Genomic DNA, 15184 nt, shown 5'->3' with positions numbered 1-15184 from the left:
GGCCTCGCCCGCCCACCGGCACGCGAACGCCGACCCCGAGGTGAGTCCCCGCACAGCCATCACCCCGACGCCGCGTCCCACGCCGGCTCCCCGAGTGTGTTCGCGCGCCACCGCCGGCGCCGCCGCCCTCAACCGGTGCCGGCGGTCTCGCCGGTGCCCACCGGGACGAAGCCCGTGCCTGCCCGGTAATTCGGCGACTGGTGGCGGAAGTAGGTGTTGTAGACCTGGCAGTAGCGGCCGCCGCGGGCGAGCAGCGTGGCGTGGTCGCCCTCCTCCACGATGCGCCCGTGGTCGAGCACGATGATGCGGTCGACGTGCTCGATCGTGGACAGCCGGTGGGCGATGACGATCGAGGTGCGGCCGGCGAGCACCACGTCGAGCCCTTCCTGGATCTGCGCCTCGGTGAGCGGGTCGACGCTGGCGGTGGCCTCGTCCAGCACGACGATGGCCGGGTCCTGGATGAGCAGCCGGGCCAGCGCGACGAGCTGCCGCTGCCCCATGGACAGCGCCCGCCCGTGCTCGCCGACGTCGGTCTGCAGCCCGTCGGGCAGCGCGTCGATCCAGTCGCCGCCGCCCACGGCCGAGGCGGCGGCGAGCACCTCGTCGTCGGTCGCGTCGGGGCGCGGGTAGCGGATGTTGTCGGCGACGGTGCCGCTGAACAGGAACGGCGCCTGCGGCACCGCGCCGATCTGCCGCCGGTAGGAGGCGAGGTCGAGGGTGCGGATGTCGTGGCCGTCGATCAGCAGCCGGCCGTCCTGGAACTCGTAGAAGCGGGTGATCAGCTTGCTGAGCGTGGACTTGCCGGCCCCGGTGTGCCCGACCAGCGCCACGCTCTCGCCGGCCTCGATGGTCAGATCGAAGTCGCGCAGTACGGGATGGGCGGGGTCGTAGCCGAAGGTCACGCCGTCGAACTCGATGCGCCCGGCCAGCCGCCCGACCTGCCGCGCGTCGGTCTGCACCACCCGGGGCGGCGCGTCGATCAGCGCGAAGACGCGTTCGGACGCCGACAGCCCCTGCTGGAACTGCGACCAGAACGCGGCGATCGAGGTGAGCGGCATCCAGAAGAGCGCGACGCCCTGCAGGAACAGATACCAGTCACCGGCGCTCAGCCGCTCGTTCAGCACGGCGGTGCCGCCGAGCTGGACGAGCGCGACGGTGGCGAGCCCCGCCACGAGGAAGAGCACCGGGAAGATGCCGGAGAAGACGAACCCCTGGCGCAGCGTCACCTGGTAGCTCTGCTGGTTGATCGGCCGGAACTCGTCGTAGACCTGCTGCTCCTGGCGGAAGTTCTTCGCGACGGCGATGCCGCCCATCGTCTCCTGGAGGTTGGCGTTGACCCGGCTCAGCGAGCGCTGGGCCTGGCGGGTGCTGGCCCGCGCGATGCGGCGGAACAGCAGCGCGAGCCCCACCACCACGGGCGCGACCAGCAGCGTCAGCAGCGCCAGCTCGACGCTGCGCAGGAACAGCAGGAACGTGACGAACCCGACCATCAGCACCTGGCTGATCAGGTCCATCGTCAGCGTGGAGACGGTGGCGAAGTCGTCGGTGTCGGAGGTCACCCGGCTGACGATGCGCCCGGACGGCGTCTCGTCGTAGAACGACATGTCGCGCTCGAGCACCGCGTCGAAGGCGTCTTCGCGCAGCTTGAGCACGACGTCGCCGGTGACGCGGGCGCTGAAGTATTGGCGTACGAAGTTGAACACCCACCCGAGCGCCCCGGTCAGCAGCAGCCCGACGACGAACATCCAGCCGACCCGCCCGATCGTGCCGTCGGCGATCGCGTCGACGACGTAGCTGGTCAGCAGCGGCACGAACGCCTGGCTGGTGGACGACAGCACGATCATCACGGCCACCAGCACCATCGACCAGAGCTTGGGCCGGAAGTAGGACAGGATCCGGCGCAGCAGGTCGCGGTCGTTGTAGGTGCGGTCGTAGTCCTCGGCGTCGAGGCCGTCCATGATGAAGCCCATCAGCGCACGCTCCCCTGCTCGCCACTGAGAACAGCCGTCCCGGCCCCGGACCCGGACGCGCCTTCCCGGGTCCGTCATCCTTGGACATGTCTTCCGGAGGTCCGTCATCCTTGGACGCGGCGTCGCCGGACGGGCCATCCCCGGCCATGCCACCATCGGCCCCGCGCCCTCCGGCCACGCCGGCCACGGCCGCACCGGCCCCGGCCTCGGCCGCGCCATCCTCAGCCGCACCGGCCCCGGCCTCGGCCGCGCCATCCTCAGCCGCGCCGGCCCCGGCCTCGGCCGCGCCATCCTCAGCCGCACCGGCCCCGGCGGTGCCGTCTCCGGCCGCTTCACTCGCTGAGACGTCGTCGTCGCCCACCGGGCCGTAGTCGGCCTCGTCGTAGTGGGCGAAGATGCGGCGGTAGAGCGGGCTGCGGGCGATGAGCTCGTCGTGGGTGCCGCAGTCGACCAGCTCGCCCCTGCGCAGCAGCACGACCTTGTCGGCCCAGCGGATCTGCGAGAGCCGATGAGTGATCATCAACGTCGTACGCCCTTCCAGCACCCGCTCGATGGCCTGCTGGATCTTGTCCTCGGTGGCCGAGTCGATGGCGCTGGTGGAGTCGTCCAGGATGAGGATCGCCGGGTCGGTGAGCAGCGCCCGCGCGATGGCCAGCCGCTGCCGCTGCCCACCCGACAGCGTGACGCCGCGCTCGCCGATCACCGTGTCATAGCCGTCGTCCAGCTCGGCGATGAACTCGGCGGCCTGCGCGTCCTCCGCCGCCCTGATCACGGCCTCGCGGTCGGCGCGCTGGCCGAGGCTGAAGGCGATGTTCTCGGCCACCGAGCGGGAGAAGAGCACGATGTCCTGCTCGATGGTGGAGATCTGGGAGCGCAGCGAGTCGAGGTCCCATGCGCGTACGTCGACGCCGTCGATGAGGATGCGCCCCGACGTGACGTCGTAGATGCGCGGCACCAGCTTGGTCAGCGTGCTCTTGCCCGCCCCGGTCTCGCCGACGATCGCGACGGTCTCGCCGGGCTTGACGGTGAAGCTGATGCCGCGCAGCGCCGGCTCCCCGCCGTCGTCGTAGCCGAACGTGACATCGTCGAAGACGATCTCGCCGGAGATGCGTGCGGCGTGGCCGTCGGCGGGCTGGCACAGCTCGGTCTCGGCGGTGACGATGCCGAGGATGCGGCCGGCGGAGGCGATGCCGATCTGCACCAGCGAGAACGTCCAGATCGACATCTGGGTGGGAAAGCCCAGCATGACCATCAGCCCCATGAACGCCACCAGGTCGCCGACCGTGATCACGCCGATGCTCTGGAGGTGGATGGCGTGCCACAGGGCGGCGGCGAGCGCGCCGGCGAACAGCAGCGTCGGGAGGTAACGGGCCTGGACGAGCCCGTTGCGTACGAAGGAGTCACGGTAGCGGCGCGCGCGGGCGCGGAACCGCGTGCGTTCCTGCCCCTCCTGCGCCATCACCTTGATCACTTCGATGCCGCGCACCGCCTGGCTGAGCCCCGCGTTGAGGTCGCCGAACTCTTCGCGCATGCGCGTGGCGACCGGGTTGAGCTGGCGCATGTAGTGCCACAGCGCGAGCACGAAGACGACCGCGAACGCGCAGGGCACCAGCAGCAGCCGCGGGTCGATGGCGGCGATGAAGAGCAGCGGCACCAGCCCGGCCAGGCTGGAGTCGACGATCAGATCGACCCCCGGCGAGATCATGACGGACAGCTGCCTGATGTCGTTGGCGGCGCGGGCCATCAGGTCGCCTACCCGTTGCCGGTTGTGGAAGGTCTGGCTCTTGCCGAGCAGGCTCACGTAGAGCTCGTCGCGCGCGTCGCGTTCGAGCCGCTTGGCCAGCACCTCGCTGGACAGCCTGGCCATCAGGTCGAACAGGCCGCGCGCGAGCACGATGACCAGCAGCACGAGCACGATGAGCGTCAGCGCCCTTGCCGGGTCTCCGCTCGTGCCGAGCACGGCGTCGAACGCGGCCCCGGTGAGCTGCGGGACCGAGGCGTTGAGTGCCGTCATGATGACGGAGCCGCCGAGGAACCCGACGAGCTGGACCGGATGCCGGCGCAGGTGGGACCAGAGCCAGCGCACCGGCCCGCGCTGGTCGTAGCGCGGCCCGGAGACGTCGAACTCGGAGTTCGTCGTGGTGGCGGGCGTGGTGACGGACATGGCCTCCCCCAGGCCGGTGACGGTGGGTGTGCGTGGACTTGATGTGTACCACCGAGAACCGACAATTTCTGGCCGCCGGTCCGCCGCGCCCGTCACCAGAAGTTATGGCAGGGGACCGCACACCCCAGGCTCATGTAGGGCCCCGCGTCACGGGTGCGCCAGGCTTACGGATGTCCGTCCGCCACGGAGGTCCGCAGGCTTGCGCAAGGCCACCTCTCACAGGATGCGCAGGCTTCTTACGTAAGGCCGCCACTCACAGGGTGCGCAGGCTTCCTACGTAAGGCCGCCCGTCACAGGGGTGCGCAGCACGCCGAGGCGGTCGATCTCCACCTCCACCACGTCGCCGGGCCGCAGCAACCACGGCGGGTTGCGCACGTAACCGACCCCTTCCGGAGTGCCGGTGGCGATCACGTCGCCGGGATTGAGCGTGAGCGTACGGCTGATCAGCGACAACACCTCGCCCACGCCGAAGATCATGTCGCGCGTGTTGCCGTCCTGGACGAGCGTCCCGTTCACCCTGGTACGCACCCGCAGCCCGTCACGCAGGTCGCCCACCTCATCGGCGGTGACGATCGGCCCGAGTGGGCCGCTGCGGTCGGCGTTCTTGCCGAGCGTCCACTGGCTGGTGAGCTTCTGGGCGCGGCGGGCGGTGAGGTCGTTAAAGGTGGAGTAGCCGAGCACGGCCTTCAGCGCGGTGTCGGGGTCGGCGTAGCGCAGCGGTTCGGCGACGTACGCGGCCACCTCGCCCTCCCAGTCCAGCCCGTCCTCGCCGGCCGGGACCGCCACCGGAGCCCCGCCCACGCTCAGCGACGCCGTCCACCGCCCGAACAGCGTCGGATGCTCCGGCACCTCGAACGCCCCCTCCGCGGCGTGCGCCCGGTAGTTGAGCCCCACGCAGATCACCCGCGCGGACGGCGGCACCGGCGGCACGAACTCCACCGCCTCGGTGGACAGCGTGGCGTGCTCGTCGGCCAGCCGCAGCCCGCCGCGGATGCCGGCCACCTCGGCGACCAGCCGCCGCGCGTCCGCCCAGAACTCGTTCACCTCGGCGAGCAGCGTCACCGTCTCGCCGTCGAGCCGCGCCACCCGTACGACGTCGTCCCCGCGCACACGGACACCGACCAGCTTCACCGCTCCTCCTTCCAGTCGAGCGGCACCAGCTTGAGGTCGAACTCGATCTCCTCGTACGGCCCGTCCATCCCCCATCCCTCCGTACGCGGCACCGGCTCGCGGATCAGCTCGTCCTTCACCGCGTACGCGGCGTCGGAGCCCAGGTAGGGGTCGCCGGCCAGGAACACGTGCGTGGTCAGCGGCCGGTATCCGGTGGCGGTGACCCGGTAGTGGAAGTGCGCGGGACGCATGGGGTGGCGTCCGATGGCGTCCAGCAGCCGTCCCGCGGTGCCGTCGGTGGGCACGGGGTAGCTGCTCGGCCGGATCGTACGGAACCAGTAGCGCCCCTCCACGTCGGTGGTGAACAGGCCGCGCAGGTTGCCCAGGTCCTGCCTGTCGTCCTGGGTGTCGTACAGGCCGGTGTCGTTGGCCTGCCAGACGTCCACCACCGCGCCGGGCAGCGGCATGCCGTCGCAGTCGAGCACCCGCCCGTGCACCACGGTCGGCACGCCGCGCTCCCGCTCGGGCCCGTTGCTGATCCACGCGCCCGGCTGCCGCTCCGGGGCGGGCGAGTGGAACGGGCCCTCCACCGACGATGGCGTCATGCCCTCGGGGCCCTCGTTATTGACCGCGTCCACCGCGCTGGTCAGGCCCAGCATGTCGGACAGCAGGATGAACTCGTTGCGGTGCGCGGTGCACATGCGGCCGGTCTCGATGAGGAAGTCGAGCCCTGCGTTCCACTCGCCTTCCGTGGGCCGCACCTCCTCGACGAAGGCGTGCAGGTGACGGACGAGCGCGGAGACCACCTCGTTGATCCGGGGGTCGGGCCCGTCGATCTGGCTCAGGACCTGTCGCAGCAGCGGGGTCACATAGTCCTCCAAAGGCTTGACCGGAGCGTAGCGCCGCCGCGCTCGAAAGACCAGAATGGTTCGGGTGTTTTCTGGTACGCCTCCGACCCGCGCCGAGTCCCTGGCCGCCGACATCGAAGCGCTGATCGCCGAGCGTGGTCTCGGGCCTGGCGACCTGATCGGCACGATGGACGAGTTCCGTGACATGTCGGGTTACGGCCGCGCGACCATCAGCGAGGCGGCCCGCCTGCTCAGCGACCGCGGCACGGTCGAGATCAGGCCCGGCCGCAACGGCGGCCTGTTCGTGGCCGCGCCCAACCCGATCGTGCGGCTGCGGCACACGCTGCTCACCGTACGCTCGATGCCGGCCACGGTGGCCGACGCGATCGCCGTACGCGAATCTCTGGAGCCCCTGATCGCCGCCGACGCGGCCCGCCACCGCACCCGCCAGGACATCACCGACCTGCGCAGACTCCTCACCGCGCTCAAGCGATCGACCGCCGACCGCGACCGCTTCATGCGCGCCAACTGGGCGCTCCACGAGCGGATCGCCGAGATCACCCCCAACCACCTGGCCAAAGCGGTCTACCTGGCCATGACCCGCTGCGTGTCCGACCTGTCGGAACGCGCCGACCCCGACGGCAGCGCCGACCAGGACGAGTACCTGCGGCATCGCGTCGAGGTGCACGCCGAGCTGGTCGAGGCCATCGCGGCGGGCGACCTCGCGCGCACCGCCACCGCGGTGGAACGCCACCGCGGCGCTCGCCCGCTGACCACCTAGGAGTCGACCCAGGCGTCAGCCCCGCTCGCGACCACCTGAAAGCCCTCGACCAAGGCACCGGCCACTTGACCGCCTGACAGCAGGCGAGCACCACCGCGCTGGGCCGGCCACCGACCACCTGACGGCCGTCGAACACCACCGCACCGCATCAGTCACCGGCTTGGGCGTGGCCGCCATCCTGAAAATCGTGTCGCGGCACATCGCCGGGCCGCCGTCGTGCCGCATGAGAACGTCGCGAAGCCGCCACTGACACACACTCAAATGCGCAATAGCGACGAACCGTATTCGCGTTTCCATGCCTTCTCGGTTGTACGGCGCAACGAACGCCCGCTGCAGCGCGTCACCGCTGGTTACGCTGTTCGCGTCACCCAGTTGTCGGCAGCCTCAGGGGACGCGGAATGGCGACGCAGGAGCAGATCGACGCCGTGCGCCGGCAGATCGAGCAATTGCGGGATCAACACGGTGGCGACGTCCGCGGGGTGATCCACCTCATCAACTCCGGCGCGATGAAAGGCCCCGCCGCCGACGCGCTGGTAAGCGAGGCCCAGGGCTGGGATCGAGCGCTGAAGGGCATGTTCGACCGCGCCCTTGCCATGCTCGACACGCTCCGCCCGGACGGTGCCGGCCGATGAGCCCGCAGCCCGTGCCGCTCGGCATCGACCCGGCGCTGATGACGCAGCTCATCAACCTGATGAAGCGGCTCAGCACCACCATCCCCGACATGGGCGCCCAGGTGGACAGAAGTCTCGCCACGGTGCAGCTCCAGCTGTACGGCCCCGGCACAGCCCGCGACATCGGCCGGCAGATCGCCGGCAAGGTGCCCGACCTGCAGCGGCGGCTCGACCTCATGCTGGCCGCGCAGAAGGTCGCGCTCGACACCTCGAAAGCGCTCTGGGCCGACGAATCCAAGTGGCTGTCCGACACGCCCGCCGCCGGCGCCGCCACGGCCAAGCGCCTCGCGGACGCGCTGCATACTGGATTGAAGAAGGGCACGATCGACGCCAAGACGCTCGCCGAGCTGCAAAAGCACCAGGAGGACCCGTACTTCGCCGTGGCGTTCGCCACCCAGATGCCGCCGCACGAGCTGAAGAGCCTCATCGCGAAGCTCTACCGCGGCCAGACCACCCCGGCCGGCGCCGACCCGGAGGTCATGGCCCAGCTGGACAAGCTGTCGGCCGCGCTCGGCACCATCCTCGGCACCGCATCACGTCGGGCCGGCGGCATGAAGCTGCCCAAGGGGTACGTCGATGAGCTGCTGAAACACCTCGACATCCCGGAGACCGCGTTCGCGCTGAACAAGCTCCTGCGCAGCGGCACCTACGACGACGCCTTCCTCCTCGAGATCGCCACCAAGGTCTACGACTACGAGCGCAAGCAGCCCCGGCAGTCCCCGTACTGGCTTAACTTCACGCCCACCACCCAACCGGCCAACGATCTCCCGGCCGCCTATAAGGATCCGATGGCCGCCGTCGCCGCCGCGCTCGCCAACAATTCCCGGGCCGCCCAAGACTTCTTCACCGACCCGAAACGCAAGCCCCTCGACTACCTGATGCGCGAACGCCCCTGGCACGAGTACACCGACACCGACCTCGGCAACGCCCTCGAAGCCGCCACCAGGACCTTCCGCGACCACGACCAGCCGCCGGAGCAGTCACGCGGATACAAGTCGGCGCTGATCGCCTCATGGGCGATGCACTTCTGGGGCAACCCGCAGGTGCAGAACAACCTCCCCCACACCCGGCAGAACGTGGGGAACATCATCAGCGCGTACATGAGCGACTTACACCGCGCTTCTGTGGATCGGGTGGCTCACAAGCCGGGGGTGATCACGCGCGACCCCGACACAATGCTGGCCGGCACACAGCCGTACGGTGCCGTCTTCGATCGTGACGGTATCAGCGGCGTCATGAAGTGGGCCTTCGCGGACACTGACGTGCTCAAGACCGTCGTGACGGGCCACGGCCAGTACAGCATCGAAGTGCTGGACGAGCGCGCCGCAAGGCTCGCTGAGCAGAATCGCGCCGATTTCGAGAAATGGCACAAGGCACACCCGAACGCGACCGCCGCCGAGATCGCCGCGCAGCGTCAGAAGATCCTGGAAGAGCGGATGAACGGCGCGGACGGCGCGGTTTTCAGCCAGGCCATCGAACGGCTCAGCCGCACCCTCTTTGTGATCACGGATGCGGGCAACATCGCCAAGATCGAAAGCGCAGACCAACACGACAAAATGTTCAACGCCTTCAAAGAAGCGGTCACCAGCGTGGCGGACCTGGCCCCCGGTCCTCAAGGGAAGATCGCCGGATGGCTCTTCGACAGAGCCAAATCCCAGGTGGCAGACCAGTTCACCGCCGGGGCAGGAGCGGCGGCGCGCAGCGAGGCCGCCACGACGACGGGTCAGACCGTGGACATGTTCATGGACCTCACGGCCGACGCGATGATGCGGCACGGGCTCTTCGGCGACGGAGAGGTGCCGGCGAGGACCCACCCGCACGCGTCGGTGAACTACCCGCGCGGCTCGGAGGGCGACTTCATGGACGGCGACAAGATCATCCCGTGGAGCAAGATGACCGCCAAGCAGCGTGAGGCGTACACGGAATGGATCACCAGCCCTGACACAGGAGCCGTGTTCCGCAACCCTTCCAACGCTGTCACCGAGGGCTTCAACCAGGCCAACGACGCCGGAGGACAAGGCGGATGAGAAAGGTCTCCCTCCCTGCGCTGCTCATCGCGGGAGCACTCGTAAGCGCGGCTTGTTCGCCGTCGCCTCCACCCCCCGACACCCGCCCTCTGGGCGATGTGATGGCCGGACCGCAGGAGTGCGGTCTGATCTCAAGGCAGGTCATCGCCCGCATCACGGGCCTGGACGAGTTCCGCGCCACGGGCAGCCGCCCCGGAGAGCCCTTCGACCGCTGCATCGTCAGAAAAGAGGGAGGAGACGCGATCGGGGCGGCGCTGTCGATCACCTTCGACAACCCGTCCGCGCTCACCGTGGAAGAGCTGGAGGGCACCAAGCAGCACGACCGCGGCCAAGACCTGCCAGCCGACCTCGGCCCTGGCTTCACGGCACAGATCGAAGGCGAGGACGGCATGAAGACGTACGCCTACGCCTGGACCCCCGACGCCAGCCGCCGCCTCTCCATCTGGATCGCCCCGGGCGCACCAGGCAGAGACCACCGGGCGGACGCCATCGAACTCGTCCGGCAGCTCAAGCCGATCTTGTTTAAGGAGTCCGGATAACTTGGGCGCCTGACAACTTCGCGGCCGGCCCAGATTCTTGGCGCCGCCTCCGTGTCACCTGCCGATCGGCCCAGGCGCCGGGTGGGTACGCCGACGGGTTCACACCTCCTGGAGGTCGCCAGTGATTCGCAGAAGAGCGCGAGCGTCCGCGATGTTGCCGACGTCCATCAGGTGACCCACCACCGCGAGGACTTGCGTGCCAGGCCGGCGTCCGACCATCCTGAGCAGGGTATCCACAGCCTCCGCCAGTCCCCAGTCGCGGCAGGCCTGTATTGCGTCAGCAGCCTCCTTCGCAGGTGCCCTCCCGCCGGCATAGTCGAGCATGCCCATGGCGTGCTCATAGCGAGCGTTGTCCACATGCTTGGCGAGCTCTTCGATCGGCCACCGGACGTATGCCGTCAAGCAGTTGCGCCGGTCCCCTCCTCCCACCAGGACCGGCGCAACGTGTGGAGTACCGGGACCGGCGGTCGTCGTGCCGCCATCGGCAAGTGCACCAGCCGGCCTGGCAACATGCGGATCCTCATCCCACACTTGCTGCACCAGGCGTTCCAGCTCTTCTTCCGTCATAGTCACGGCCGGATTTTTGCGGGCCGCGAGGCGAAGGAGGTTGAGGACCGTCTTTTTGTCGGGATATCCCACCTGTCCCGCGGCCAAGCGACCGAGAGCGGAGCGAGAACTATGTATCTGGTTTGCAACGCTTCGTAACGACCCGCCCGCATCATCTAAAAGCGTTCGCACCGCCTCAGCGAGTTCACGCCGGGCAGGCGAGAGAGATGCTGGAAGAGGCTTCCTTCGCGCACGAGGAGGCATGGTCAGCTCCTTGGTATCCCCTCCGGTTCTGGAGCCATCTTGACGGACGCCTGTGACAAATTACGCCTTTGCCGGATCAGCGAGACACAGCGGGACACCACGCGGGACACACCGGGACAGAAAAGACTTCCCTGAGGTGCCTGGATCCGCTTCGCTAACAGACAACGCAGCGGGTCTCTCTGTCGCTTATCTCCCATGAGAGGAACAGACGAATGTTGGCGATGCCGTCCTGGACGGACAAGAAGCTCGGCACCATGAAGCGGGTAGCGCTGTGGCTCATACAGGAAGTCGGACCAGGAAGCATCTTCACCAAAGAACAGCTGCGCGCAGCGTTCGACGGAGTCAGTCAAATCGACCGCCGCATGAGGGAGCTACGGGACTACGAGTGGCAGATCGACACAAACCGGGAGGATTCGACTCTGGAGTCCTGGGAGCACAGGTTCGTTCGCCAGGGGCTTCCCGTATGGGAACCGGGCGTCGCTAACCGGAAGGCCGCGGAGGCTATAAGCGCGTCACAGCGCCGTACCGTTCTCATGGAGGACAACTATCTATGCCGATCGTGCGGTATCGGCATCGGCGAAGCGTATTCCGACGGCTACGGAACCACTTCACAGCTCGATATCGCACGCCGGCAGGTCACGCTACCCAGCGGCGACAAGGAAGTGCAGCTCGTCACGGAGTGCAACCGGTGCCGTGTGGGGGGACGCGATGTTGTCAGCGACCTGCGGACTCTCACAGCGGCGCTGGAGCGGCTGTCAGCCTATGAGCGCAAGATGCTGTCCGCCTGGATTGAGCAGGACTCCCGCAGCTTCAACGATGTCGAGAAGCTGTGGGGCCTCTACCGCACCTTGCCGACGCCCGCACGCAACCAATTCCGCAGCATGCTCCTGCAGCCCTGAGCGGAAGGCCGGCGCCGAGCACAGCCGGCCACCGCCCCCTCCGATCCCCTGCTGACTTACTCCTGGAAGGAACTCAACCATGTCGATCGACTTTGGCCAGCCTCGCGAGGCTGCTAGCAACCGCGAACTCGTAGAACAGCGGCTCAAGGAACTGCGGAATGGCAGCGGAGTCCCGGAGACTCTGACGGTCGAGTGGCGTGGCAAGCTCACGCACGTCGAAGTCATCGACATGCCGGTTGAGGCACTGCGGTATAACCCTGGCACCCACCGTATCCGTGCCCAGCGTGCCTTCGACCCGATAAGGGACCAAGCCCTGACCGACGATCCGTGGAGCCCCGAGAGCCAGGACTATCTGCACTTCTTGCTGAAGGCGTTGCCGGCGGATCCTTCCGTGACCGACAAGGCCTTCGAGGATCTCATGGAAAGCCTGCGCGAGTACGGCCAGAACGAACCTGGCCTCATCACCCGTGATGGCATCTTGGTCAACGGCAACACACGACGGGCCGCTCTCAAGGAGATAGGACGGCCCAGCATGCGAGTAGGCGTCCTGCCCGCAAGCTGTACATGGGACGACATACACGCCGTTGAGCTTTCACTCCAGCTGCGCCCGGACAGGCGCCGGGAGTACTCCTACATCAATCATCTGCTCGCCCTGGAAGAGCAGGTAAAACTTGGTAAGCCACTACCGGAGATCGCCCGGAACTTCCACACCACCACGCCGGCCTGTGACCGTGACTTGTGGATTCTCGCTCAGTTGAGGGACCTTATCGACCGCAGCGCCACAGGCACCACGTCGCTGCGGCTGATGGACTTCGAAGACGCGAAAGAACGACTCTTCGAGCTTTATCGGGCGTACAAAGCTGAGGCCGCGCGTAACCAAGAACGCGCAGATCTGATAAAGGAGGGGCGCTTCGCCGCTATCGTGCTCGAGTTCGCCAAAACAGACGTCCGGTTCATCCAGCCTGATTTCTATGAGCGCTTCCTGAATCAGCGGCTTCCCGCCGATCTTATGCCAGATCCCGAGCCCGAGGCTGCGGCTGTCGCGATTCCTGGCCTCGGCCGTACTGTCCAAGCGGCCGGAGTCAGGGTCACGGCCGCAAAGGCTCTTACCGACTCTCTCCTGCGAGTCAAGGCTGTCAAGGCTCCTGGGTCCACCGCCACCGAGGAGGAGCGGAGTACAGCAACCGAGCAGTTCAGGCGCGCAAAAGACGTTTTCAATGAGGCGCTGGAGTTCGCAGGCAGGGACTTCCGGCTCCGCAAGAAGCGCCTCGCCGCCCCTGACCGCGTGACTGACGCATGTAAAGACCTAGAGCAGTGCGTCACCGACCTCGTCCTGGCCCGCGGCAACGGAAGCCTGGATGAAGGCGCCTTTGACGACGCCCTGCTGCAGCTGCGCTCCATCTTGGAGCGCGTCGCCAAAGAGGCCAGCAAGAGCATTACCCTGCCAGGCGACGGGCTCACCTGGCTGCAGAAAGCTGTAGGGAGAGACCAGTGACCGCGCCACATTCAGAGCCGTCTCTGCGGATTTCGCTCGATGTCTCGAAGACACGCGTGGTTCTCCGCAGCAGGCCGGGGTACGAGCAGGATTTCGCGGATCTGGCTGCCCGCATCGCGCCAGGGGGGCAGCGTGCGCCGCTGGTGGGAGAGTTCGATCTTGACGACTTCCTCGACCGCCTCATCGAGCTCGGCAACTGGCATCACGATGATGTTGAGTGGGATGAGGCGCTTCTCCAGCTCGTCAACAGCGTCCTCGATGACGCCGAACAGGCCGAGCGCACGCTCAGCGGCGAAGCTGACCTCCCCGGGAGAACGATCGCGCCAGGTGACGTACTGAAGATGCTTGGCGAGAACTGGATTGGTGATCTCACCGACTTCCAGCTGCGTGATGCAGCCCATCTGCTGTCACTCAGTCACGGTGCGAACTTCAGCGTGCCTGGTGCCGGCAAGACCCGGGTGACCCTAGCCGTCTACTCTGCTATCCGCGAGCAGGGCCTGGTCAGGCGGCTCCTCGTTGTCGGGCCAAAGTCCGCCTACGAGGCTTGGCTGTCAGAAAGCCAGGTGTGCTTCCGCACACCGCCACGCGCGGCAGTGATGGGCCGGGCGCCGGACTATGACGCCGAGATAATGCTCGTCAACTACGAGCGGCTATCCCGGGCTGTCCCCGGGCTCGTGTCGTGGCTGACCAGCGCACCTTCGATGCTGGTGCTCGACGAGGCTCACCGCATGAAGCTTGGCGCCAGCGGAACCTACGGATCAGCATGCCTGACGCTTGGGCCTTCTGCCGCGCGGCGGCTCATCCTTACGGGCACCCCTGCCCCAAACGGGGCTCGAGATCTGGAGAATCTGCTGTCGTTTGTCTGGCCTGGACGGGGCAAACGCGTGGTATCCGATGCCGTACGTGGTGGCGATCTGGCCTACGCCAGTACCGTACTGAGGCCGCTCTTCACCCGCACCACCAAGAGCGAACTAGGCCTCCCTCCGTTCGAGCCGAAGATCCGCTACGTCAAGCTCCCACCCATTCACCGCGAGATATATGAAGCGCTGAAGGGAAACTTATCTGCACGGGCCGAAGCTTCCCGCGATGATATTGAAGCGCTCGGCCGTACTGCGCTGCGTCTGATTATGGCGGCCACAAGCCCGGCTCTTCTCATCGAGGGAGGCAGCCCATATGAGCCACTCGCGTATAGGCCAGCCCCTCTGGAGATCAACCCTGATGACTCGCTCTACGACCTGCTGCGCAACCTGCCCAGCTATGAACTATCACCTAAGTATCAGGAAACAATTCACCTGATTGCTGCCAACGCAACACTGGGCCGCAAGACGATTGTATGGACAAACTTCGTACGTAACATTACTACTTTGGCACACCTGCTCGCTCCTCACCATCCCGCCGTTGTTCATGGCGGAACAATAGATCGAGACGAGCAGATACGGCGGTTCCGCGAAGATGCAGACTGTATGGTGCTGATCTCAAATCCTGCGACCCTTGGGGAAGGAATCAGTCTCCATCAAGTCTGCCATGACGCGATCTACATTGACCGTGATTTCATGGCCGGCCGATTCCTCCAGAGCTTGGATCGAATACACCGCTTAGGTCTCGCACCCGACGCAGAAACCCGGGTCACCGTACTCGCCGCGGAAGGAACTATCGATGAAGTGGTCCAGCTACGCCTCAAGACAAAAATGGAGTTCCTAGGAAGCATCCTGGACGATCCGGATGTGCGCCAGCTAGCCGACCTCGAGGAGGCACCTGCCGATAGCTATGGGCTGGATGCCGGAGACATTCGGGAGCTCCTGCGACATTTGGGCTGATCTGCAGAGCGGAGCACCACAAACACGCGAGCGATCAAGGGGATGCCCATACA

Annotated in this window: 11 protein-coding genes and 1 pseudogene; 7 read left to right on the top strand and 5 right to left on the bottom strand. The window is 66.9% G+C overall.

The annotated features are described in order from the left end of the window. Positions 1–128: 128 nt before the first annotated feature. The 4 genes and pseudogenes from WBK31_RS39345 to WBK31_RS39330 all read right to left on the bottom strand — a co-directional run bounded on the left by WBK31_RS39345 (position 129) and on the right by WBK31_RS39330 (position 6125). Positions 129–1970: an ABC transporter ATP-binding protein gene (locus tag WBK31_RS39345; RefSeq protein WP_378785423.1), complete on the bottom strand. Its 1842-nt coding sequence runs from the start codon at positions 1968–1970 to the stop codon at positions 129–131. A 652-nt stretch (positions 1971–2622) separates the two neighbouring features. Further along, positions 2623–3984 (bottom strand): annotated as a pseudogene (locus tag WBK31_RS39340) (ABC transporter ATP-binding protein); the annotation flags it as partial. A 423-nt stretch (positions 3985–4407) separates the two neighbouring features. Next, positions 4408–5265, bottom strand: coding sequence for a fumarylacetoacetate hydrolase family protein (locus tag WBK31_RS39335; protein ID WP_406674046.1), 858 nt, complete (start codon positions 5263–5265; stop codon positions 4408–4410). After that, positions 5262–6125 (bottom strand): dioxygenase, encoded by an 864-nt coding sequence (locus WBK31_RS39330; RefSeq protein ID WP_364068132.1) that lies wholly within the window; start codon positions 6123–6125, stop codon positions 5262–5264. The genes WBK31_RS39335 and WBK31_RS39330 overlap by 4 nt, the downstream gene beginning before the upstream one ends. 52 nt (positions 6126–6177) lie before the next feature. On the opposite strand from WBK31_RS39330, the gene WBK31_RS39325 reads away from it, so the two are divergent. From WBK31_RS39325 to WBK31_RS39310, 4 genes are all read left to right on the top strand, one after another. Then, positions 6178–6873, top strand: a complete 696-nt coding sequence (locus WBK31_RS39325; RefSeq protein ID WP_364068133.1) for an FCD domain-containing protein — start codon at positions 6178–6180, stop codon at positions 6871–6873. Positions 6874–7271: 398 nt separating this feature from the next. Next, positions 7272–7505 carry a hypothetical protein gene (locus WBK31_RS39320; RefSeq protein WP_364068134.1) on the top strand — a complete coding sequence of 78 codons (234 nt, stop codon included), beginning with the start codon at positions 7272–7274 and terminating at the stop codon, positions 7503–7505. A gap of 185 nt (positions 7506–7690) precedes the next feature. Next, the gene (locus WBK31_RS39315) at positions 7691–9571 is read left to right on the top strand and encodes a DUF6571 family protein (protein ID WP_406674045.1); all 1881 of its coding nucleotides are present in this window, start codon (positions 7691–7693) and stop codon (positions 9569–9571) included. Positions 9572–9672: 101 nt separating this feature from the next. Beyond that, positions 9673–10110, top strand: coding sequence for a hypothetical protein (locus tag WBK31_RS39310; RefSeq protein ID WP_364068136.1), 438 nt, complete (start codon positions 9673–9675; stop codon positions 10108–10110). A gap of 99 nt (positions 10111–10209) precedes the next feature. Here WBK31_RS39310 and WBK31_RS39305 read toward each other — a convergent pair whose 3' ends face one another. After that, positions 10210–10764 (bottom strand): hypothetical protein, encoded by a 555-nt coding sequence (locus tag WBK31_RS39305; RefSeq protein WP_364068137.1) that lies wholly within the window; start codon positions 10762–10764, stop codon positions 10210–10212. Between the two features lie 368 nt (positions 10765–11132). On the opposite strand from WBK31_RS39305, the gene WBK31_RS39300 reads away from it, so the two are divergent. From WBK31_RS39300 to WBK31_RS39290, 3 genes are all read left to right on the top strand, one after another. Beyond that, positions 11133–11819 carry a hypothetical protein gene (locus WBK31_RS39300; RefSeq protein ID WP_364068138.1) on the top strand — a complete coding sequence of 229 codons (687 nt, stop codon included), beginning with the start codon at positions 11133–11135 and terminating at the stop codon, positions 11817–11819. Positions 11820–11898: 79 nt separating this feature from the next. Further along, positions 11899–13314, top strand: a complete 1416-nt coding sequence (locus WBK31_RS39295; RefSeq protein WP_364068139.1) for a transcriptional regulator — start codon at positions 11899–11901, stop codon at positions 13312–13314. Continuing rightward, positions 13311–15131 carry a DEAD/DEAH box helicase gene (locus WBK31_RS39290; RefSeq protein WP_364068140.1) on the top strand — a complete coding sequence of 607 codons (1821 nt, stop codon included), beginning with the start codon at positions 13311–13313 and terminating at the stop codon, positions 15129–15131. Before WBK31_RS39295 ends, WBK31_RS39290 begins: the two co-directional genes overlap by 4 nt. Positions 15132–15184 lie beyond the last annotated feature (53 nt).

The organism is Nonomuraea sp. N2-4H (assembly GCF_045291505.1).
Classification (GTDB): Bacteria; Actinomycetota; Actinomycetes; order Streptosporangiales; family Streptosporangiaceae; genus Nonomuraea; species Nonomuraea fastidiosa.
The sequence above is the reverse complement of the archived record's forward strand: the minus strand, read 5'-3'. Positions and strand labels throughout refer to the sequence as shown.